Source organism: Chthonomonas sp., assembly GCF_035294505.1.
Classification (GTDB): Bacteria; Armatimonadota; Chthonomonadetes; order Chthonomonadales; family Chthonomonadaceae; genus Chthonomonas.
This window is the reverse complement of sequence record NZ_DATGKU010000176.1, coordinates 1-21,820: the sequence shown is the minus strand read 5'-3', so window position 1 is coordinate 21,820 and position 21,820 is coordinate 1. Positions and strand designations below refer to the sequence as shown.

The window sequence follows — 21,820 nt, the reverse complement described above, 5'->3', positions numbered from 1 at the left end:
GCCCCACGGTACCAACTCCAAGAAGGGTTGAACTCCTCACAATACACCGAAACCGGGTCGGCTCCGCTGAGATGGCGAGCCGCATCGAAAGTGTGGATGGCCATGTCGAGCAGCAGCACATGGTCCATCTCGTCACGAAAGCCGCCGAAGTGCGGCCCTAAGTAGAAATCCGAATTGAGAATCTCAATGGGGCCGAGGTTCTCGCGAATAAGCCTGCGATAGGCGGTAATGCGAGCGTCGTAGCGCCGGCTTTGGCTCACCATGTAGAGCTTGCCCGTGCGCTCCGCTGCCGCAACCATCTCGCGGGCGGCCTCCATCGAGTGGGCCATGGGCTTTTCCCCCAACACCGGCAGGCCGGCCTCAAGCGCTGTGATGGTCACATCGTGATGCGCTTCGGGGATGGTTACATCCACTACGAAGTCGGGCTTTGTGGCCTCAATGGCCTTTTTAAGGTCGTCTCCAATGTAGATGCCGGAAAGCTCTAGCTCTTGGACGCCCTGATCGGCTACTTCTGGCCGGATGTCCACCCAACCCACCAAGGTCGTCTGATCGCACTCTTTCAAATTGCGCGCCCAGGCGCGCCCCATACCGCCTGCGCCCACCAAAAGCGCCTTTTTCGTCATACGCTCCCTCTCCCTTTTTCTTTCCTCACCGACATTTCGACGTCTGTGCCACCCATTGTAGGGGCGGGTATCAAACCCGCCCCTACCCTTTCAATCCTCACCGACGGAGAAGCCACCCTACCCCCATTTTACCTCACCGGCAGCAACTGCCCGCCCCTACCCTGTCAATCCTCACCAACGCCGAAACGCCGATGCCACCCATTGTAGGGGCGGGTTTGGCACCCGCCCCTACAATCGCGAGGGAAACCTGTAAGGAGGCCTTGTGCCTGCCCAATCAACCGTGGCATCCATAAGGTGGGTTTAGCCTAACTGCCTCTAGAACCGTGAGGCTGCTGAACGGCGCCATCTTTTTGCCGATTCGGTAACGGCAAACTGCACAGCAACAGACCGGCCAGGCTTTTGAGGTTTGGGTGCCATTGCAGGGACTGAATATAGTGCGCGCGAGCTTCCGCTTGGCGGTTATAGGCTCGATAGGCGTTGGCTAGAACCAGAAAATTGATGCTGCACGCCCTGCGTAGGGAACCGTAAAATGCCTTATAGGCTGGATCGTTTAGGAGCCGCTTGCTGTAATAGATATGGCCTTGTTGCCTCTCTATCGTCTGCTGAAGGCTTTGTTTGGTAGAGGCCGTGTAAGAAGCCGCATGCACCCGATAGTAGGTAAGCCGTTCCGGGATGTAGTAAGCGCCCATCCCGCCTTGAGAAGCGAGGTAGCCCATCCATCTATCTAAGCAAGGGCCTAGCTCCGGAGGAAGGGCGGCCGTCTCTAAGATGCTGCGGCGGTACACACTGGCCATCGCCCAGGGAATGGTTTTTGCGATCTGCAGGGCATAAACGGGCGATGAAGCCCTGCAGCGAGCTGTTTGCGTCCGTATTGGCGGGTCAACCGCTCGGTAAGGGAAAGGTTCACGACGCCATGTTCGTCCATAACGTAGTGATCGGAGAAGCTAACGGTAATGTCCCGATCCTGCTGCAAGGGCGGTAGCACTTTGGCCAAGAAGTCGGGTTCCCAACGGTCGTCATCGTGCAGAAAGGTGAAGAACTCACCTCGGACTTGGGCGAGGGCTGCGACAACGTTTCCGTATTGCCCTAGATGGGTAGCATTCCTGCGATAGCGAATGCGTGAGTCATGAAAGCGCTCAAGAACGGCTCGCACATCTTCCGTGCTAGCATCATCGGCGACGATGATCTCGAAATGCGCATAGGTCTGGTGCAAAGCGCTCGCGAGGGCTTCCACTAAATAGCCCGTCCGATTATAGGTTGGCGTAATGATGCTGACCAGGTCCGGTTCTAAAGGAGGCAGCAGCATACTCTCTTTTCCTCATGACATTCGGTTCGTAGACAAGCAGCATTTTGCTAAATCTGCTTGCGATTATCGGTGCTTCTGTCAAAAAGATAAGATTTCGTCTTATTTTACCTCAGTTTTTCAGCGAACCAAACCGTTTCGGCCTTCCATCAAGTATAATGAGAGTGTTGTGAGGGGCAGAAAAAGGGGTTTAGATTTTGACCCCAGAGGCCGACACTGTAAGGGGTTCACCAGCATTTTAGAGAAAGAAGGAGCGGTTTGGGGATGTCATCTTCGGATGTTGCCATAGAGGTCCGGGGTTTAAGCAAGGCCTATCGCATTGCCCACAATCGGGAGAACCACCTGACCCTGGTTTCTGCCCTGGTGCACAAGCTGCGTCATTTGGGCACCTCCGTAGAGACCTTTTGGGCGTTGAAGGATGTGAACCTGCAGGTGAAGCGGGGGGAGGTGGTGGGCATCATCGGCAAGAACGGGGCCGGCAAATCCACGTTGTTAAAGGTACTAAGCCGCATCACGACACCGACACGGGGTCGTGTGGACTTATACGGTCGCGTGGGGAGTTTGTTGGAGGTAGGGACGGGTTTTCATGGGGAGCTAACGGGTCGGGAGAACATCTATTTAAATGGGGCGATATTGGGGATGAGCCGTTCGGAGATACGTCGTCAGTTTGATGCGATAGTGGATTTTGCGGGGGTAGAGAAGTTTTTGGACACGCCGGTGAAGCGTTATTCGAGTGGGATGTATGTTCGTTTAGCGTTTGCGGTGGCGGCGCATTTACGGACGGAGATCATGATAGTAGATGAGGTATTGGCGGTAGGGGATGCGGAGTTTCAGCAGAAGTGTTTAGGGAAGATGAAGGATGTCTCCAGCGATGGTCGGACGGTGTTATTTGTCAGCCACAACATGCAGGCGGTGTCGCGTTTATGCAGTCGTGCGGTGTGTTTACGTCGTGGGGAGGTGATCTACGATGGAGAGGTTGCCGGGGCTATCGAGCACTACTTGTCGGAGTATCGTGGTGGGAGTGAGGCGGAGGTAGACCCCAACACGCGTGCGGGTTCTGGGGAGTACCGTTTTGTATGGGTACGTCCTGCGAAGGAGATGTTTGCTCCGGAGGAGGAGAAGGTCATCCATTTTCGTATTGAGCGTAGAAAAGAGAACCCCGTCTACGCGGCCCTATGTGCGCAGGTCTATAACGAGCTGGGCGCTTCCGTCTGTTTGTTGGACGATATGTGGGTAAAGCACCAGTTTCCGGAAGGGGATGCTATCGAGGGTTCTCTGCACATTCGGTCGCCCTGGTTTAAGCCGGGGACATACCGTGTGGATATCCAGATTCATCCTCCTGGTGGGCACGAGGTGATAGACTATTTCGCCGACGCCTGTTCCTTTAAGGTAGCGCCACAACTTCCTTACCCTAGTGCCGCTCCAGAGGAAGCTTTGAGATACGGCACGGTGTTGGCCGATTTCGATTGGAAGACCCATGTCGTTACGCCGGTAGAGGAGAGCCTATCCGTATCGTAGGGGGTGCAGAGAAGCCATGCCTAAGGTATCGGTAATTACCCCAATGTACAACGCGGAGCGATTTATTGGGGCGACGATAGAGAGCGTGCGCGCCCAGACCCTGCAGGATTGGGAGCACATCATTGTAGACGACGGCAGCACCGATAACTCGGTGGAGGTGGTGAAGCGCTATCTGCCTCTGGAGCCGCGTTTACGCCTAGTGCAGCAGGAGAACAAAGGAGTAAGTGCCGCCCGTAATCATGGGTATTTTGAGGCTTCTGCCTCTAGCGACTACCTTGTCTTTTTCGATGCCGATGATGTTATGGAACCAGAAATGCTACAAACTCTTTCTGCGTATCTTGACATCTATCCCGATGTAGGCATGGTGTATTGTAGCGCCGGTGGCATTGATGAGAATGGTCAGAAAATAGCGAGTAATCTGAGTAAATCCAGGTGGCCTCCGCGCTATGTTCCGTCAAGGCTTGGGGTGCGTAAGCTTCATGATGAAGACCCAGAAACACCAATAACTTCTGTGTTTGGTCTAGTGCCTATTTTGCCATCGTTGATGATGATTCGTCGTTGTGTATATGCCAAAACTTCTGGGTTTGATGAATCCTTAGTCCAATTTGAGGATGCTGATCTGTGTGTTCAAATCGCGTTGCAGGCGCGTATCCATTGCATTCAAGAACCTTTAGTCCGATATCGTATCCATGAAGGCTCGGCTTCATCTCCAAGATATCGTGAACGATATGAATTCTATAAGCAAAAGTTTTTTGCAAAATGGCGCCAAAACATAGAGTTAATGCCGAATCAAGCTCAGATGCTACAGAAGGCCTTTTGGTTTCGTGAGACACGCCTGGAGCCGTATTTTGGACTTCGAGCAGGCTGGCGCCATTTGAAAAAAGGGCAGTTGGGATTAGCCGCCCGTTTTTGGGGTGGGGCGGTGAAGCGGTATGTAAAGGGCTTGATGTTTCCACCGAAGTAGTTGAGCGCAATGAGACTACTTAATCTTTTTAATGCTGCACAGAGTGGGGACTAAGGCGTCTATTCAACGTGCAAACGTTTTTCTATGGTGTGAAGGAGGCTATTGTGGTTAGTTTCCAAAGGAAGCTTATCATAGAAAGCCGCTAGTAACTTGCTAGTCTCCCCTCTCCCTGATATGGGAGGGTATAGTCTTGTCAGAAGCAACCGATAGGTTAGGATGGAGCTTTGGGGCAACACGTGGAAATGGAGGCTCAAAAAACTCTTTGCCCTGCCGATGATAAAAGGGAAGTTTCGTGTTATAATGCACTATCCTAAATCTGCGTTCATTTATAGGCGATGACTTTATCGCGGAATAGGGTTTGGAGGATGCCTTCATGACTACAGTAAGCGCTCCGGTTCGGCAAGAGCCAGTTTTGGCAACAGAAGCCCCTCGTCTGCGACTTGAGTTTCTCGACGGTCTCAGAGGCATGGCAGCTCTGTATGTTGCAACTAGTCATGCTATGCTTTATTATTACATAGCGACAGACAATGAAAAATTGTTTGTCAATCCAATTATCCGCAAAATTTTAAAACTTGCCTATTTTACCCTGCTTAGTTTCGGTCATGAGGCTGTTGTAATTTTTATCGTTCTTTCAGGTTATGTCCTCATGCTTCCCATTGCAAGGACTCAAGACGGCCATATGCCCAAAGGGATGTGGGACTACTTCAAGCGACGTGCTAGACGCATTCTTCCGCCCTACTATGCTGCCTTGCTACTTGTTTCCTTGCTTCTCCTCATTTTTCCGCGTATGAATATGAAATTTCACTCATTTTGGGATCTCTCTGTTCCAGTCCATACTCTTCCACAAATTATCTCTCACGTCTTCCTAGTTCATAATTTTAGTGGTGAGTGGCAAACAAAGTTTGACTCTCCGATGTGGAGCATCGCGGTAGAGTGGCAGATATACTTTTGGTTTCCCCTTTTGCTTCTTCCTCTCTGGAAACGTTTCGGAATTACGGTCATGATTCTTTTTGCATGGGCATTTGGGTTATGTGGCTACTATTTTCACTTCGGAGGTACATATAGTTGGTTGATAGGAGACTTTGCCTTTGGTGTAGCAGCGGCTATCATTGGGTTCTGGAACGCGCCGAGAACAAATGCCCTTAGAAAACGTTTCCATTGGTATAAGCTTGCTATAGTTTTCGGCAGTCTTGCCTATCTCTTTTTAGTTGATCAGCGTCGTTTTGTCGAACACAATCCTCACCTGAGGCTTTTTGTTGTAACAAACTGGCATTTAGGTAAAGGATGCGAATTCCCCATCGATCTACTAGTAGGCTTAGCAGCATCTTGCTTTATCATTGGCAGTACATATCATTTGCAACAGGGATTACCAGACAATCAGCTACTACGTTTTCTTCATCGTCGTGAGGTTATCTTCTTAGGGACATTTTCTTATAGTCTCTATCTCATACATGTCCCTTGCCTGGCCATTATGGATAAAATAGGGCGTATACTGCATCTCACTGGCAATTTGTTCACAATTGAACTTTTCTTAGCTGGCCTTCCTCTATGTATTGTGCTTGCCTATCTCTTCCATCTTGTTTTCGAGCGTCCGTTTATGCCGACGCACCTGCGTAAGGGGCAGGCGAAGTCGCTGGAACAGAGCCTTTCCGAAAGCAAGTCGTAAACGGGAGGTTGGGTTTCGTCTTTCGCCCATCTGGGGCGGGGAGGAAGGGCCTGCGCAGAAAGCGATGACGGCAACCAGAAGCCGAACCGCTCTCTAAACTTTTGCCCTTTTTCTGCCGATAACGTGACAGATGCGGCGAAAGACTCGTCAATCGTTATGAATCTTCCGAACAGAGACGGAAAACGCTTTCAATAGCCTATAATAATAGAGACCGAAACAGGCCTATGACGGGAGTGAGGAATGCGAATTCTGATCGTGGCACCGAACTATCATCCGTTTATCGGGGGGGTGGAAACGCATGCCCGCCAGATAGCGCATGCCATGAGTCAGGCTCACCAGGTAGAGGTTGCCGCAGGAAATTTTCATCAGCAAAGGTTGCCGCATCGGTTGGCCGTTTTGGGCACAAGCCTGCTCGTTCCCGCCTACCCTAGCTACCAGGATGGTCCGGTTTTCGTGCACTCCCTCACACCCAAGCCGCTAGACCGGCTTCGCATGTTGCCCATCGCCGTGCGGTGCATTCCCAAACTCTGCAGTGTGGCCTACCATCCCCTGAATCGCTTCGGGTATCCGTGGTATCGTAGGGTCTATCTGCCAAGGCTTCTCGCCCTTATTCGCGATAAGGATGTGGTGCACTCGTTGGCGGGCGGCTATTTGGGCTGGACGGCGCAAGAGGCGGCCAAGCGGGCCGGCGTGCCCTTTGTGTGTACGCCCTTTTGCCATCCACATCAGTGGGGCGATGGCCCGGAAGACATCGCCTACTATCAAAAGGCCGATGCCGTTATCGGCTTGGTGGAGACCGATCGCGACTATCTCGTCTCCATCGGTGTACCGCGAGAGAAAACCCATGTGATCGGGGTTTCCCCGGAACTGCCGGAGAGCGCAGACCCAGAGGGGTTCCGCAAACGCCACGGGTTAGAGGGGGTTCCCATGGTGCTCTATGTGGGGCGCATGATGCCTCAGAAAGGGGCCAGGGCGGTCTTTGAGTCGGCTCCGTTGGTGTGGCAACGGTTTCCGGAGGCGCGTTTCGTCTTTATCGGGCCGGGCACGGTGGATTGGTTCCAGGCGACCGACCCACGCATCGTTTTTCTCGGCAAAGTGAGCCTTCAGGAAAAAGCGGATGCCCTTGCGGCCTGCGATGTTTTCTGCATGCCCTCTCTCAGCGAAATTCTGCCGACGGTCTACCTTGAGGCCTGGAGCTATGGAAAGCCGGTGGTGGGCGGCATGGCGCACGGTCTGCCGGAGCTGGTGGAGGGCAACGAGGCGGGGTGCAATGTGTCTCAAAAGCCGGAGGAGGTGGCTGAAGCCCTGATCAAACTGCTTGCCGACCCGAATTTACGCGCGCGTCTCGGTGAGAATGGCCGAGAACAGGTGCGCCAGAAATACTCGGTGCCGGCTGTTACGAAGGCACTCCTACAACTCTACACCCATCTTATAGAAAGTCGAGAAACCGTGCCGGTATGACTCTTGCCATTTTCCAAGAGAGTTTTAAGGGGACTTCTGTTTTGGTGACAGGAGCCGCCGGCTTTATTGGGTCGCATCTGGTGGAGCATCTGGTTGCCCTCGGGGCGCAGGTGACTGCGGTGGATAATCTCCAGGCCGGCAACTGGCGCAATTTGGAGGCCGTCCGCCACCGGATAACCGAGGTCGAATGCGACGTACGCGATGCGGATGCCATAGGGGCGATCCTCGCCAAAACCCAGCCGCACTACGTGTTTCACTTGGCTGCCAACGCCTCCGTGCCCAACTCCGTTCAAGACCCCGTCTACGATTTTGAAGCAAACTGTTTAGGCACGTTTCGCCTGCTCAACGCCCTCCGCGAGCGCACGGACTGTAAAAAGGTGGTTATCGCCTCGTCCGGTGCGGTGTACGGAGAACCGGAATCGTTTCCCATCACCGAAGAATTGCCTCTGAAACCCATATCGCCCTATGGCGCCAGCAAGCTCAACACCGAGATCACAGCGCAGATCATGCATCGCGTCTATCAGGTTCCCACCGTGATAGCAAGGCTGTTCAACGCCTACGGACCGCGCATGGCGAGGTTTGTCGTGTTGGATTTCTTAAAAAAGCTTCAACGCGACCCGAATCGGCTGGAGGTGCTTGGGACAGGCAAGCAGATTCGCGATTTTACCTATGTTGCCGATACCGTGCAGGGATTGCTGCTCCTTGCACTAAAGGGAGAATGCTGCCAAGCCTACAATGTATCCTCCGGTAAAAACTGTTCGGTGACAGAGCTGGCACATGCGATCATCGCAGCCCGTGGTCTGGAAGGGAAGACCCGCATCGAGTACACGGGCACGAGCTGGGTGGGCGACGCCCAACGCTGGGAGGTCTCCATCGAGCGCTTGTGTCGCCTTGGCTATACTCCATGGTACACACTAGAACGGGGGTTGCAAGAGACGATCGCCTGGTTCGACCGAACCTATCCATCCTAGCCGGGCCGCTCTCTCCGAACCCCTACAGATAAGAAGACCGTCAACAGCTGAGAGAGGATCGAAAAACGAGAAGAAGGAACACGAAATGGCAAAACGCGCACTGATTACAGGAATCACCGGTCAAGATGGAGCCTACTTGGCGAAACTGCTGTTAGACCACGGTTACGAGGTCTACGGGGCCTATCGGCGCAGCGCCTCGATTAATTTATGGCGGTTGGCCGAGCTGGGCATCGCCAACGCCGTGAAGCTGGTGTCGCTGGAGCTGCTGGAGTATTCCAACATCCTGCGCTGCATCGAGCAGGTGAAGCCGGACGAGGTCTACAACCTAGCCGCCCAAAGCTTTGTAACGGCCTCGTTCGAGCAACCCATCTATACCGGCGATGTGGATGCTTTGGGCACTGCCCGACTGCTGGAGGCCTTGCGACAGGTGCGGCCGGAGGCGCACTTCTACCAGGCCTCTACCTCCGAAATGTTCGGTAAGGTTCGAGAAGTGCCGCAGACCGAGGAGACGCCGTTTCACCCACGAAGCCCTTATGGGGTAGCGAAACTCTATGCCCATTGGATAACGGTGAACTACCGAGAATCCTACGGCATGCATGCCACTTCCGGCATTCTCTTCAACCACGAATCGCCCTTGCGAGGACAGGACTTTGTAACCCGAAAGATCACCGCCTCGCTGGCGCGCATTCGGCATGGGCAGCTGGATGTGTTGGAGTTGGGCAACCTGGATGCAAAACGCGACTGGGGATATGCCGGCGATTACGTTCGAGGCATGTACCTTATGCTGCAGCAGCCACAGGCCGATGACTATGTGCTGGCGACCGGCGAAACGCGCACCGTTCGTGAGTTTGTGGAGATAGCGGCGCGCTACGCCGGCTTCGATATCGTGTGGGAGGGCGAGGCGGAAAACACGCGCGGCATAGACCGAAAAACCGGCAAGGAGATCGTGCGGGTGAACCCCAAACTGTACCGCCCCGCCGAGGTAGACATGCTGCTGGGCTGCCCAAAGAAGGCCGAGACGAAGCTGGGTTGGCATCGAGAGGTGAGCTTCGAGGGACTTGTGGAGAACATGGTGCGCACCGACCTCGACCGTGCCGCGCGCGGTGTGCTCGATTCCCAGTAAAAACGGTGCCCGCGCCTTCGGGCAGCCCCCTAAGCATGGGCAATACTATAAAAGAGGACATCTGCTCTCATGACCGCCGATCCGCACAAACCGACCATCATCTGCCTCACGCCGGTGCGAAATGAGGCGTGGATTCTGGAGCGGTTCTTGACCAGCGCCAGCCTGTGGGCCGATCATATTGTGCTTGCCGATCAGTGCTCGGATGATGGCTCTCGCGAAATCGCCCTACGCTTCCCTAAGGTTACCCTCATAGATAACAACTCTCCACAGTATGATGAAGGTGCGCGACAACGTCTGCTTTTGAACGAGGCTCGCAAAATTCCGGGGAGGCGGCTACTGCTCGCCCTCGATGCGGATGAAGCCCTGACGGCCAATTGGGCGCAAAGTGCAGAGTGGATGGAGGCATGGAGCGCACCGGGAGGCACGGCGATCTTTATGGATTGGGCGAACATCTACCCTGGATTTGAGCAGTGCTGGATTCCTCCATATCCTATTCCGTATGGCTTTGTAGACGATGGAGCCGAGCATAGTGGAGAGCGGATCCATAGCACCCGATTACCACAACCTCAGGGGTGTCATCGCATTGTATGGAAAGAGATCAAACTCCTCCATTTTCAATATATCAACTGGGAGCGGATGAAAAGCAAGCAGCGGTGGTATCAGGCCTGGGAGCGCTTAACCTACCCTTCAAAACGCCCGATCACCATCTATCGTCAATACCATCATATGGATGCCAGAGACCCCAAAGAGATGCATCCGGTACAAAAGGAGTGGCTGGAAGGCTACGAACGGCAAGGGATTGATTGGAAGGCGCTGCAAGAGGAATCGAAGGCGCCTTACTACTGGTGGGATGCCGAGATCGTGACGATGTTGCTGGAGCACGGCACGCGCAAATTCCGCAAAATAGACCTGTGGGACGTAGATTGGGAGGAAAAGGCGCGTGCGATGGGGCGCGAGGTAGCACCGGGGCTGCTTGCCGACCCAAGAAGCGCCTTCGAGAAGAGAGTGCACCGTTGGCTGGCGGCCACACAAGGGCGGCGAGATGATCGTAGGGTTCGGCTCATTCAGCGCGCACTTCGGCTCTTCGGTTGGTGAGACTGCCAATCTCGCGGTTCTAGAGGCAGTTAACCAAGCAAGCCTCCCTTGCTCGCCCCCTATCCCATCCTTTCGTCTTGCAGACGGCGATGCAGCGGCCAGCGAGATAGGCGATGAAGGAAACGACACAGGCCGCTGAGGCGCCCACCGCGAGGTGCCCCTCTCCCAAATTGGGGGAGGGGAGTGGGGGTGGGGGCTTTGAAGAGTCGGCGATACGACTGTCATCTCGAGTCGAAGGCGAGATCAACAACTGTCATTCCGTGCCGAAGCCGAGATGAACAACTGTCATTTCGAGCCGAAGGCGAGAAATCTTGAATTTCAACCCTTACCGGTTCTGAGAGATGGGGGTGGGGTCGGTGAGACTACCGATCTCGCGGTTCTAGAGGCAGTTAACCAAGCAAGCCTATCTTGCTCGCCCCCTATCCCTTCCTTTCCCCCTATCAGGGAGAAAGGGAGCGATTGTGTTGAGTTTCCGAAGGGAAGATTATCATATAGAAAACCGACAATGAGCTTGCTGGTCTCCCCTCTCCCAAAGTGGGGGAGGGGCGGGGGGGTGGGGGCTTGAAGAACTGGCAATAAGACTGTCATTTCGATCCGGAGGCGAGATGAACACCTGTCATTTCGATCCGAAGACACCTGTCATTTCGAGCCGAAGGCGAGAAATCTTGAATTTCAACCCTTACCGGTTCTGAGAGATGGGGGTGGGGTCGGTGAGACTGCCAATCTCGCGGTTCTAAAGGCAGTTAACCAAGCAAGCCTCCCTTGCGCGCCCCCCTATCCCGTCCTTGCGGCCTGCAGATAGTGAGCCTGGGGGAAGGAATGGAGGGAGGATATGCTACACTAAAAATAGAGGGAGGTACGATGAAAAAGATTCTGGTGACGGGTTCGTCGGGATTGATCGGTTCAGAGGTCTGCACCTACTTTGCCCATGAGGGCTGGGAGGTGCACGGGGCCGACAACAACGCGCGTGCCCTCTTTTTCGGCCCCCAGGGCGATACGCGCTGGAACCAGCAGCGGCTACAAAGAGAGTTGCCTAACTTCATCCATCATGAGCTGGATGTCCGTAACAGGCAGGGGGTTTTGGAGTTAATGGAGACCCTCCGGCCGGATGCCATTGTGCATACGGCCGCCCAACCCTCGCACGATTTGGCGGCCCGCATGCCCTTTGAGGATTTCGATACCAACGCCGTAGGCACAATGAACTTGCTGGAGGCAGCCCGCCGTTTCTGCCCCGAAGCGCCCTTCGTGCATATGTCTACCAACAAGGTCTACGGCGACGCGCCCAACGAACTTCCCCTGAAGGAGCTGGAGACTCGCTGGGACTATGCTCGCCCCGAAGATTACGATGGCATTACCGAACAGATGCGCATTGACCAGAGCAAGCACTCCCTTTTCGGCGCCTCGAAAGTGGCCGCCGATATTATGGTGCAGGAGTACGGCCGCTACTTCGGCATGGGCACCTGCTGCCTGCGCGGCGGTTGCCTCACTGGGCCAAACCACTCCGGTGTGGAGCTGCACGGTTTTTTGAGCTATCTCATTAAATGCAATTTGGAAGGGCGCAAATACACCATCTACGGCTATAAGGGCAAACAGGTGCGCGACAACATCCACTCCTACGATGTGGCCCGCTTCATTCACGCCTTTATCCGCAATCCACGGTGTGGAGAGGTTTATAACCTGGGCGGAGGCCGAGGGAATAGCTGCTCTATTCTTGAGGCCTTCCAGATGGCCGAGGCCGTGTCCGGCAAGAAGATGGTGTATGAGTATGTGGATAAAAATCGTGAGGGCGATCATATCTGCTACATCAGCAACCTCTCCAAAATGCGAGCGCACTATCCCGAATGGAACCTCTCGAAAAGCCTCACCGACATCTTTGAAGAGATTCATGCCTCGTGGGTGGAACGCCTGAAGGCCGGCGCTTCCCGCTGAGAAGGGCCTGTCGGCAGCTGCCGACCTCCTGTGCCGAGAAACCTCCTTTAAACCGTATCAAAACTATAGGTGGAGTCAAGGACCACCCCCTAACGGGGGTGGCTTGCCCGCGTGGTTGTGACGGGGCTGTGAGTTTTTGGAACGGGCAGGGACGTTGGGGGGTTGCTTGCGGAACGCTCCGAGCCTCGCAGAGGGTTGCCCTCCCATCGAGGGCGTGGGCAATCGCCTCAAAGGCGATGGTTCCCTTGTCTTCGTTTTATGGAGGAGATCGGGTAGGGAATGGCGAAAGGAAATCTATCATGGCAGCTAGCTCTGGACGTATTGTGTGCCCACGTTGTGGCGCCAACAACTTCGATACCGCTTCCTTTTGTTGGAAGTGCCAATCGCCGCTTTCAGGGGTGGCTCCGACTATGGGGAACCCGCCCCCACGCGCCGGCACGGCGGAGGCCGGGCGTGCCTACGTGCCTCCAACCGCTTTAGCCGGTGATGAAGGCATGGCCAAGCGGGCGGCGCTGTGGCTGGCCATTACGCTGCCCTATGTGGGGTTGCCCATCGGATGGGCGTTCATGATGATGAGCGACAACCGCCAGCGCCAGCAGATCGGCAAGTTCTGCGTCCTTTGGAGCTGTGTTGCCATGGTATTTCATCTCCTGCTGCTTTTTGTGGGGCTTCAGTCGCTTACCTCCATGCTCTCCAGCTTGCCTTCCCTCATCCACAGTCTGCAGGGCGCCAATGGGGGAGGCCTCGGCGGGGGGCTTGGTGGGGGCCTTGGCAGGAATTAGGCCTGAGGAAAGTAGCTGCATTTACCAAAAACTAACAGTGAAAGCCCAGTTTGCCCGTTCGGAGAAGCGAAGTTTGAAAACCTCAGAGCACAACCAAACCCCGCCTGCAAGCCAAAAAACAGCCGGCGACGTTGCCCCTGTGGCCGTGGTGGTTGCTAACGGAGAGCATCTGCCTAAACGTGCATCCAAAAAGGAAGCTCTGGAAGCCGTGTTGCGGGCCGATGCGGCACACGCGCGGCGTATGGCCGAAAGCGCTCGAGAAACGCTCGATCAACTGGTGGAACGTCTATCACAGCCCTGCTTTGCCTTCGATAGATCGGGAAAGATCGTGCGCTGGAACCGTGCCTTGGCCGTAATAACCGGTCTGGCCCCGCAAAAGGTGCTGGAATGCACCTGTACCGACGTGTTGCACCAACAGGTTTTGCAGCGCCTTGAGATGGAAGGACTGTTTCAGGCCGGTGCCCCCACGTTGGCGCGGTTTAAAGCGCCCCACTGTATCGAGGGGCCGGTGCGGGTGGCCGAGAAGTTCATGGCGCAGCGGTTGCAGCTCATTCCCCTGCACCATGTTCCCAACTGCGTCGAGATGGTTTTTGTGCTGTTGGAACCCCTGCCGCGCCATGAAAGTGGACGTTAAGGCGTTTGCCACACTTTGCGTCCACGGTCTGCTTGACCTTGTCTATCCCCCAAAGTGTCTGCTATGTGGCGAGTTGTTGCCCGATGGAGCGCTATGCGCCACCTGCATCGCCTCGTTTGAACCCCTGCCGCCTCCGTTTTGCGTTCGTTGTGGGGCGCCCACACTAAGGGCCTCAAGCTGGTGTCTACGATGTGCTGCCGGTCAAGGGCCGGCATGGGAATGGTCGTATGCGTTCGGACGTTATAGCGGAAGCCTTCGGGAGGCGATCCATCGGTTGAAGTACGGAGGACGCACCTCATTGGCTGCCCCCTTAGCCCATCTTTTGGGCAGTTCCTTCGATCCCGAGGCGATCCCCGAAGACGCCCCGCAGGCCGGCGGTTTCACCTTTGATATTGTGGTGCCGGTTCCGCTTCATCCCAAGCGCTTGCGCCAACGAGGGTACAACCAATCGGAGCGGATCGCCTACTATCTTGCGAAAGAAAAAGGTTGGCGACTGGAGACCGGTGGTTTGAGGCGCGTAAAGTTTGCAAGCCCTCAAACCCGATTGGGGGCGGCGGCCCGACGGGAGAACGTGGTGGGCGCTTTTGAGGTGACCGAGCCGGAGCGATTTCGGGGACTTTCTGTGGCCTTAGTGGATGATGTTATAACGACCGGGGCGACTTTAGGCGAGATCGCCAAACTGTTGAAGCAGGCCGGAGCGACGCGCGTATGGGCGCTTGCCGTTGCACGCGATTAAGCCTTTAATTAGAGAACTCGATCTGCCGCATCTGGAGGATCTGGATGATCGCGTTTCCGAGCGACTGCTTCAGTTGCTCTAGGGAAGTCCCTTGCGCTTGTGCATCGGCCTGGGTCAGAAAGAGCGTGTTGCGCAACATAATGCCCTCACCGTTTGGGGCGTAGTGAATTTCATAAGCTTGTAGGCCGCTATCCAGAAGCTGATCGAGCTTGGTGGCGAGGGCGACGGCGCGGTCGTGTGCCGATTCTCCGTTGAGGCCAACAACACTGCAGACCACGATGCCCTTCACACTAATTTGCGCCAGATCGTCGCTGCCCTTCTTGATGTCGGTAACATTGGCGCGCCAAGCCGGGTCGGCTGTGGTGATGCTAAGCGGAATGTGAAGGCTTTCTAGCAGGTTTTTGGCGGCCTCCACACGTTGCGGGGTAGGAGGGTGATCGCGCAGAATGCCTAACTCCTGCGGGGTTTCCGTGTTGGCCAGGCGGCTCATAAAGGTGTACATGGCGGCGGGGTCAAAGTGCGTGTGGGTAAGAAGCAGAATGGAGTAGTGGTCGGCATCCTCTTCGGCGTGCACCGAATAGCCGTTCATACGTGCGACTTGGTAGAGCTGCGAGCCGTTGGCCAGGAAAAAGCCGGCCCCGGCGGTGCTGTTGTCGGCGAAATGTCCGGCGATGATCATTCCGATGGCAGCCAACTGCAACGGGGTGAGGATGTTTTGAAGCTTGCCCTGCTCGTGCAGCAGTTTAAGAATGTGATGGTGCATAACGTGCCCCATTTCGTGGGCGAGCACGGCGGCCAACTCGTCATCGGAGTGAACGAAATCCATAAGGCCTTTATCCACAAAAACAAAGCCGCCGGGGTAGGAGTAGGCGTTCACATCCTTATTATCTACCAGATAGAAGGAGAACTTAAAGGGTTTGAAGTTAGGGTAGCCCCAGAGCGCCGGAATGGGGTAGCGATCGGCGACGTTGGCCAGCTCTTGGCCTATTTTCTGGAGGCGCTCGTACTCTGGGCCGGAGGTTATGAGCTTGAGCTGCTTCATGTCCTGCTGTGCGGCCTCTTTACCCAGTTTCACCTCCGGATCGGTATCGGGGGTATAGGTGATGGGGCCGTTCTCGGACGTTGGGCTGGGCTTGGTTGCCGTGGTGGATGTTTGGGCATAGCCTGGGCGAACCCACAGCAAGCTCACAACAAAAGCCACAAGGCCGAGGAGGGGAAAGGCTCCCTTCGTCAGAAAATCGCGAGATTTTCTGAGCACTGCACCGTTGGCCTTGAGAGGAAGGCGGCTTTCTTTAGACCAAAAAAGGCCTCTATCATCCGAATCGCTCATTTTGTGCAACCTTTCGCCTAAGAGGGCGCATTTTCCTATCTACACAATACCCTACTTTAATAGACGTTTTTTACCCCTTTTTCGTATCCATCAAGTTTTTATACCCATCTCTCAACGCCTCCACTCTCCGCCTCTCTCCCTACATGGGGAGAGATGACCAGCTTCCCCCCCCCCGCGTGCGAGGGGATGAGAGGGGGGCTTTGACGTCGGCATTTTGCAGCCCCCACCCCCCCGCCCCTCAAGGCCGACGCCCTTCCCCTCCCCCAATTTGGGAGAGGGGCACCTCGCGGTGGGCAACTCAAGGCCGACGCCCTTCCCCTCAGCGGCCAGGAAGATTGCCTTACCCGCCTATTTCTCTGGCCGCTGCTGCGCCGTGCGCTAGCACCTCCCGAATCGGGGGAAAGGAAGGGATAGGGGGCGAGCAAAGCTAACTTGCTTGGTTAACTGCCTCTAGAACTGTAAAGCCGGTAGTTTCACCTGCCCCACCCCTCAGAGTTGGTGGGAATGGAAATTCAAGATTTCTCGCCTTCGGCTCGAAATGACAGTTGTTGATCTCACCTTCGACTCGAAATGACAGGCGTAGCACTAGCTCTTCAAGCCCCCACCCCCCCGCCCCTCAAGGCCCACGCCCTCCGCCTCAGCGGCCTGATTCACCCCCTTAATCCCCATCTCTCAGGCCGCTGCTGTGCCGTCTGCTAAGACCGCTGCGTTGCTGTCTGCAGGGCGGAAAGGACAGGATAGGGGGCGAACAAGACAGGCTTGCTTTGCCAATTGCCTCTAGACCCGAGAGGTTGTCGTTATCGTGTGTTTGGGGTGTGCAGGTCTCACGTTTCCCGAAAAGCTCCTCCATAAGAACACCCTGCTCGATCTCCAAGTAGTCGGCGACTTCTCTAAGAATGCTACTGAGCGTTCCCACCCGAAGGGGCCGATGGGCCGGTATGGTGATCTGATGCTCGGTTCCCTTGAAGGTAGAAACAAGGCGTATGTGGCTGCCTGTCTGACGGACGGTGCGATAGCCGTAACGAGCCAAACAGTTGCATAGCTCCTCACCACCCACATCTCTCGGAAGCTTCATACAGCAATAACTTCGTCACGGATCATGTGGAGATGAATAATCGTGGGTCGTTCTTCCTCATCGAAATGGCAGCGAACGGCATCGCGCACCTGCTCACGCAGGCTTGCAAGGTCATCGGCCTCGGTGAAGATGGCATGTCCTAACGCATGGGCTTCGTAGCCGCCTTCCGGCGACTCCACCACAATAAAGATGATCTCGCTATCTTTCATAGCTTTCTGCGCCTTATAGCTTAGCCTTTTGGAAACGATACGCTTTCAATGGGTTCTAGGGTGCCTGTTGGTTGCCCGGTGACGGAACTCAGTGGTGTCATTCACTATCCGAGTACACTGCACTATTATAGCCTACACCCCACCACCCCTTAAGGCCGACGGTGCTGCGCTCAAGGGTTGGCCCAACAGCCCCCACCCCCCCGCCCCTCCCCCAATTTGGGAGAGGGGAGACCAATAAGTTCATTGGCAGTTTTCTGTGATAATCTTCCCTTCGGAAACTCAACACAACCGCCCCCTTTCTCCCTAATAGGGGGAAAGGACGGGATAGGGGGCGAGCAAAGCTAACTTGCTTGGTTAACTGCCTCTAGAACTGTAAAGCCGGCAGTCTCATCAGCCCCACCCATTCCCCTCCGAACCGGTAGGGATTGAAATTCAAGATTTCTCGCCTTCGGCTCGAAATGACAGTCGTAGCACTGGCTCTTCAAGCCTCCCCACCCCGCCCCTCCCCCTATCAGGGAGAGGGGCACCTCGCGGTGGACAACTCAGCGGCCAGAATCGTTTCCTTCAAAGCCCATCTCTCTGGCCGCTGCGTTGCTGTCTGCAAGACGAAAGGAAGGGATAGGGGGCGAGCAAAGCTAACTTGCTTTGTTAACTGCCTCTAGAACCGTGAGATCGGCAGTCTCACTCCCCTTGGGAAGGATGAGAACTTCTCTTCAGCTTTTTAAGGCAGGTATACTTTGTTATTCGCATGGGAAGGAAGCTAGAACCTATTGTGCGCATTGTAAACGTAGCCGAGATCGGTTTTGAACAGGCCTGTGCCGCCGTACGACGTACCACCCTGCAGCACAATCCGGAGGTCGAGCGGGGGGTGCGCGAAATAATAGAACGGGTGCGCACGGAAGGCGATGCGGCGCTTTTAGAGCTAGGGCGTCGGTTCGATTCCCCTCAATTGGCCTCGCTCGAAGTGCCGCCGGAGGCGCTGCAACAGGCGCTTGAGGCGCTGCCCCCAGCGCTCCGGGCGGCTCTGGAGCAGGCGGCAAGCCATATCGCAGCCTTTCACGAGCACCAGAAACGCACAAGCTGGATGGATGCCCGACTCGGCTGGGTGACCGGCCAACTGATACGGCCGTTGGAGCGGGTTGGTATCTATGTTCCTGGAGGAACGGCCGCCTATCCGTCCACCGTTCTGATGACCGCCTTACCCGCACGGGTCGCCGGTGTAAAGGAGCTGGTTCTCTGCTCACCGGCTCAGAAAGAGGGCCGCATCGCGCCCCTCGTCCTCGCGGCTGCCGCTTTGGCGCGGGTGGATAGGGTTTTTGCCGTGGGGGGAGCGCAGGCGGTGGCCGCGATGGCCTATGGCACTCAAACGGTGCCCGCGGTGGATAAGATCGTGGGGCCGGGGAATGTATGGGTAAACACCGCCAAAAAGCTGCTCTGGGGAGTGGTAGATATAGATATGTTGGCCGGCCCTAGTGAGGTGTGCATTGTGGCCGATGAGGGGGCTTATCCTCTTTTTGTCGCGCTCGATATCCTCACCCAGTTAGAGCACGATCCGGCCTGTGCCGGCTATCTCATCACTCCCTCCGCTTCGCTGGTGGCTGCCGTGGCTTCCGAGATAGAGCGGCAGTTGGAACAGCTTCCGCGTAGCCCCATTCTGCGGCAGGCGTTGGAGCATAACAGTCTTCTGCTTGTTACCGAAACGATGGAGCAGGCCCTCGCGCTGGCTAACGCTTGCGCCCCAGAGCATCTCGCGCTCATGGTGCGCGAGCCTTTGGCGCTGCTCGGCGCGGTGAAAAACGCAGGGGCGGTGCTTTTGGGGGACTACACGCCCCAGACGCTTGGGGATTATATGGCCGGCCCCAGCCATACGCTGCCCACCAGTGGCACGGCACGCTATGCCTCTCCTCTGCATGTAGAGACCTTTCTCAAGCGAACCAGTGTGATCTACGCGACGCCGGAAACATTGAACCCTCTTATTCCCTCCCTCGCTCTGCTGGCACGCGCCGAGGGGTTTGAAACCCATGCGCGGGCCGCTGAAGCGCGACAGGAGCAGACCCCATGAGCGCACCCCGTAAGGCCACCCTACATCGTAAAACCGCAGAAACCGATATACATATTGAGATCGCTCTCGATGCCGAAGGGCGCTTCGAGGGCACTACGGGCGTGGGCTTTTTCGACCACATGCTGGCCCATATCGCTCGGCATAGCCTGATGAACCTTACCGTGCAAGCCCACGGCGACCTGCATATTGATGACCACCATACGGTAGAGGATACCGGCATCGTGCTGGGGCAGGCATTGGCTCAGGCTTTGGGCGACCGCAGCGGCCTGGTGCGCATGGGACACGCCATTGTGCCGATGGACGAGGCGCTTGTGCTATGCGCCATTGACATCAGTGGAAGAGGCCACCTAAGTTGGGACCTTCAGCTCACCACACCGCGTTTGGGCGACTTTACCACCGAGATGGTGCCGGAGTTCTTCCGCGCGGTGGCCCTGCATGCGGGCTGGACAATCCATCTTCGTCAAATGGCGGGAAGTAACACCCACCACATCATTGAGGCGACCTTTAAGGCGTTTGGGCGAGCGCTTGCCCAAGCTTGCAGCATAGACCCGCGGGTGAAAGGGGTGCCCTCGACAAAGGGAGTGCTATAGACGGCCTCGCCGGAAGGTGAAGAGGCAGGAGGGTTTGACCATGGAAGATGAGGAACAGAGGGACGTCGGTTTAGAGTGGGAAGAGCCTGCCCATAGACAGAGTGTTATCGTGCGCGTTTTGTTGTTGATGGCCCTGCTCTTTGTACTGATCGGTGCCGTACGCTGGGCGATCCATATCACCAACGCCAACGCCAAACAGGTCTCTGGAAACCTCCTCCAGATCGAGAAAAAGCTCTCCACTCCAAGCCCATCAGGGCCTATCGTAGAGGTCAACTCAAGTCACTAGACGTGGGCTTATCGCTATATGCCAAAAAGTAGCGGGCGAACGAGGCAGGCTGGCTTACCAGCTCCCACCCCCACTCCCCTCAAGGCCGGCACTGGGGTCCCCAGAAAATCGCAAGATTTTCTGGGGCAGGGCGCCCTCCCCCTCCCCCAATTTGGGAGAGGGGAGACCAGTAAGTTCATTGGCAGTTTTCTGTGATAATCTTCCCTTCGGAAACTAACCATAACTGCCCCCTTTCTCCCTGATAGGGGGAAAGGCCGGGATAGGGGGCGAGTAAAGTAGACTTGCTTTGCTGACTTTCTCTAGAACCGCAAGATTGACAGTCTCTGTAGTCCCACCCTGTACCCCTCAGAACTGGAGAGAATGGAAATTCAAGATTTCTCGCCTTCGGCTCGAAATGACAGTTGTTTATCTCACCTTCGGCTCGAAATGACAGGCGTATCGCTGGCTCTTCAAGCCCCCCGCCCCTCCCCCACTTTGGGAGAGGGGCACCTCGCGGTGGGCAACTCAGCGGCCAGAATCGTTTCCTTCAAAGCCCATCTCTCTGGCCGCTGCATTGCTGTCTGCAAGACGAAAGGAAGGGATAGGGGCGAGCAAAGTCGGCTTGCTTGGTTAACTGCCTCTAGAACCGAAGCAATTGTCAGTCTCACCAGCCCCTATCTCTCTGGCCGCTGCATTGCTGTCTGCAAGACGAAAGGAAGGGATAGGGGGCGAGCAAGATAAGCTTGCTCTGCTAACTGCCTCTAGAACCGTGAGATTGTCAGCCCCACTCCTTACCCCTCAAAGCACACGCACTCGTCCTCAGAACGGGTGGGAATGGAAACTCAAGATTTCTCGCCTTCGGCTCGAAATGACAGGCGTATCACCGGATCTTCAAGGCCGGCCTCCGACAAGCCCCCACCCCAACTTGAGAGAGGAAAAGCCAGCGCTACCCTATGAAGGCTAAGTTTTCGCGGATGCGGTCGGGTACAGACGGGGCAAGGATATATAGGAACGGTGGGACAAAAATTCTTTCCACATTCCCTTGACAAACACGCAAGAGCTGGTGTATATTATGCGGGCGTCTGGAGGGAGCCTGCAGCGATGTGGGCAAACTTCAGATTGTCAGGCCCGACGCTTCCAAAGGGAAACGCCGGGAAGCACAGTTCCTTAAGAATCGAGTCGCGTGTGACGGAGCAACGTCATGATACTTCCCCGTCAAGGGGAAGGGAATGACCTTGCGCCTTATAAAAACAGCCAGGTTTTTGCAAAACATCTCGAAGTCGAAGCCGGCTTTGTTGAAGGCGACCGTAGGGAAGCCCAAACAAAGAATCGGCTTGACATAAGGTTTTCAACGGAGAGTTTGATCCTGGCTCAGGACGAACGCTAGCGGCGTGCCTAAGAAATGCAAGTCGAGCGGGAGGCACCCTGCAAGGGGTGTCTCTAGCGGCGAACGGTCGCGTAACGCGTAGGCAACCTGCCCTACA

20 protein-coding genes and 1 rRNA gene are annotated in these 21,820 nt (G+C 55.7%); 15 read left to right on the top strand and 6 right to left on the bottom strand.

Going from position 1 to position 21,820, the window contains the following annotated elements; translation table 11 throughout:
• The 3 genes from VKV18_RS10610 to VKV18_RS10600 all read right to left on the bottom strand — a co-directional run.
• A partial coding sequence (locus VKV18_RS10610) for a Gfo/Idh/MocA family oxidoreductase (protein ID WP_324204181.1) occupies positions 1-623 on the bottom strand: 623 nt, incomplete at its 3' end.
• A gap of 305 nt (positions 624-928) precedes the next feature.
• Positions 929-1,417 carry a hypothetical protein gene (locus VKV18_RS10605; RefSeq protein ID WP_324204180.1) on the bottom strand — a complete coding sequence of 163 codons (489 nt, stop codon included), beginning with the start codon at positions 1,415-1,417 and terminating at the stop codon, positions 929-931.
• Positions 1,387-1,929: a glycosyltransferase family 2 protein gene (locus VKV18_RS10600; protein ID WP_324204179.1), complete on the bottom strand. Its 543-nt coding sequence runs from the start codon at positions 1,927-1,929 to the stop codon at positions 1,387-1,389. Before VKV18_RS10600 ends, VKV18_RS10605 begins: the two co-directional genes overlap by 31 nt.
• A gap of 261 nt (positions 1,930-2,190) precedes the next feature.
• Here VKV18_RS10600 and VKV18_RS10595 point away from each other — a divergent pair, with 261 nt between their 5' ends.
• From VKV18_RS10595 to VKV18_RS10545, 11 genes are all read left to right on the top strand, one after another.
• Positions 2,191-3,444 carry a polysaccharide ABC transporter ATP-binding protein gene (locus VKV18_RS10595; RefSeq protein ID WP_324204178.1) on the top strand — a complete coding sequence of 418 codons (1,254 nt, stop codon included), beginning with the start codon at positions 2,191-2,193 and terminating at the stop codon, positions 3,442-3,444.
• Positions 3,445-3,460: 16 nt separating this feature from the next.
• On the top strand, positions 3,461-4,408 hold the full coding sequence (locus VKV18_RS10590; RefSeq protein ID WP_324204177.1) for a glycosyltransferase family 2 protein: 948 nt from the start codon (positions 3,461-3,463) through the stop codon (positions 4,406-4,408).
• A 373-nt stretch (positions 4,409-4,781) separates the two neighbouring features.
• A complete protein-coding gene (locus VKV18_RS10585) occupies positions 4,782-6,074 on the top strand; it encodes an acyltransferase (protein ID WP_324204176.1) in 1,293 nt (430 codons plus the stop codon).
• A gap of 240 nt (positions 6,075-6,314) precedes the next feature.
• Positions 6,315-7,535: a glycosyltransferase family 4 protein gene (locus VKV18_RS10580; protein WP_324204175.1), complete on the top strand. Its 1,221-nt coding sequence runs from the start codon at positions 6,315-6,317 to the stop codon at positions 7,533-7,535.
• Positions 7,532-8,506, top strand: a complete 975-nt coding sequence (locus tag VKV18_RS10575; RefSeq protein ID WP_324204174.1) for an SDR family NAD(P)-dependent oxidoreductase — start codon at positions 7,532-7,534, stop codon at positions 8,504-8,506. Before VKV18_RS10580 ends, VKV18_RS10575 begins: the two co-directional genes overlap by 4 nt.
• Before the next feature lie 85 nt (positions 8,507-8,591).
• Positions 8,592-9,629 carry a GDP-mannose 4,6-dehydratase gene (gmd, locus tag VKV18_RS10570; RefSeq protein ID WP_324204173.1) on the top strand — a complete coding sequence of 346 codons (1,038 nt, stop codon included), beginning with the start codon at positions 8,592-8,594 and terminating at the stop codon, positions 9,627-9,629.
• Between the two features lie 69 nt (positions 9,630-9,698).
• The gene (locus VKV18_RS10565; RefSeq protein ID WP_324204172.1) at positions 9,699-10,724 is read left to right on the top strand and encodes a glycosyltransferase family 2 protein; all 1,026 of its coding nucleotides are present in this window, start codon (positions 9,699-9,701) and stop codon (positions 10,722-10,724) included.
• 861 nt (positions 10,725-11,585) lie between these two features.
• Positions 11,586-12,653 (top strand): NAD-dependent epimerase/dehydratase family protein, encoded by a 1,068-nt coding sequence (locus tag VKV18_RS10560; protein ID WP_324204171.1) that lies wholly within the window; start codon positions 11,586-11,588, stop codon positions 12,651-12,653.
• Positions 12,654-12,952: 299 nt separating this feature from the next.
• Positions 12,953-13,435, top strand: a complete 483-nt coding sequence (locus VKV18_RS10555; protein ID WP_324204170.1) for a DUF7577 domain-containing protein — start codon at positions 12,953-12,955, stop codon at positions 13,433-13,435.
• Positions 13,436-13,508: 73 nt separating this feature from the next.
• The gene (locus tag VKV18_RS10550) at positions 13,509-14,069 is read left to right on the top strand and encodes a PAS domain-containing protein (RefSeq protein WP_324204169.1); all 561 of its coding nucleotides are present in this window, start codon (positions 13,509-13,511) and stop codon (positions 14,067-14,069) included.
• Positions 14,053-14,805: a ComF family protein gene (locus VKV18_RS10545; protein WP_324204168.1), complete on the top strand. Its 753-nt coding sequence runs from the start codon at positions 14,053-14,055 to the stop codon at positions 14,803-14,805. The genes VKV18_RS10550 and VKV18_RS10545 overlap by 17 nt, the downstream gene beginning before the upstream one ends.
• Positions 14,806-14,809: 4 nt before the next feature.
• Here the strand turns inward: VKV18_RS10545 and VKV18_RS10540 are convergent, their stop codons facing one another.
• The 3 genes from VKV18_RS10540 to VKV18_RS10530 all read right to left on the bottom strand — a co-directional run bounded on the left by VKV18_RS10540 (position 14,810) and on the right by VKV18_RS10530 (position 17,419).
• Positions 14,810-16,135, bottom strand: a complete 1,326-nt coding sequence (locus tag VKV18_RS10540) for a M48 family metalloprotease (RefSeq protein ID WP_324204167.1) — start codon at positions 16,133-16,135, stop codon at positions 14,810-14,812.
• Between the two features lie 658 nt (positions 16,136-16,793).
• Positions 16,794-17,210: a type II toxin-antitoxin system HicA family toxin gene (locus tag VKV18_RS10535; protein WP_324204166.1), complete on the bottom strand. Its 417-nt coding sequence runs from the start codon at positions 17,208-17,210 to the stop codon at positions 16,794-16,796.
• The gene (locus VKV18_RS10530) at positions 17,207-17,419 is read right to left on the bottom strand and encodes a hypothetical protein (protein ID WP_324204165.1); all 213 of its coding nucleotides are present in this window, start codon (positions 17,417-17,419) and stop codon (positions 17,207-17,209) included. The genes VKV18_RS10535 and VKV18_RS10530 overlap by 4 nt, the downstream gene beginning before the upstream one ends.
• 772 nt (positions 17,420-18,191) lie before the next feature.
• Between VKV18_RS10530 and hisD the strand changes: the two genes are divergently transcribed.
• From hisD to VKV18_RS10510, 4 genes are all read left to right on the top strand, one after another.
• Positions 18,192-19,481, top strand: coding sequence for a histidinol dehydrogenase (gene hisD, locus VKV18_RS10525; protein WP_324204164.1), 1,290 nt, complete (start codon positions 18,192-18,194; stop codon positions 19,479-19,481).
• On the top strand, positions 19,478-20,071 hold the full coding sequence (hisB, locus tag VKV18_RS10520; RefSeq protein WP_324204163.1) for an imidazoleglycerol-phosphate dehydratase HisB: 594 nt from the start codon (positions 19,478-19,480) through the stop codon (positions 20,069-20,071). Before hisD ends, hisB begins: the two co-directional genes overlap by 4 nt.
• A gap of 40 nt (positions 20,072-20,111) precedes the next feature.
• The gene (locus VKV18_RS10515; RefSeq protein ID WP_324204162.1) at positions 20,112-20,357 is read left to right on the top strand and encodes a hypothetical protein; all 246 of its coding nucleotides are present in this window, start codon (positions 20,112-20,114) and stop codon (positions 20,355-20,357) included.
• Between the two features lie 1,327 nt (positions 20,358-21,684).
• Positions 21,685-21,820: ribosomal RNA gene (locus VKV18_RS10510) — 16S ribosomal RNA — on the top strand; the annotation flags it as partial.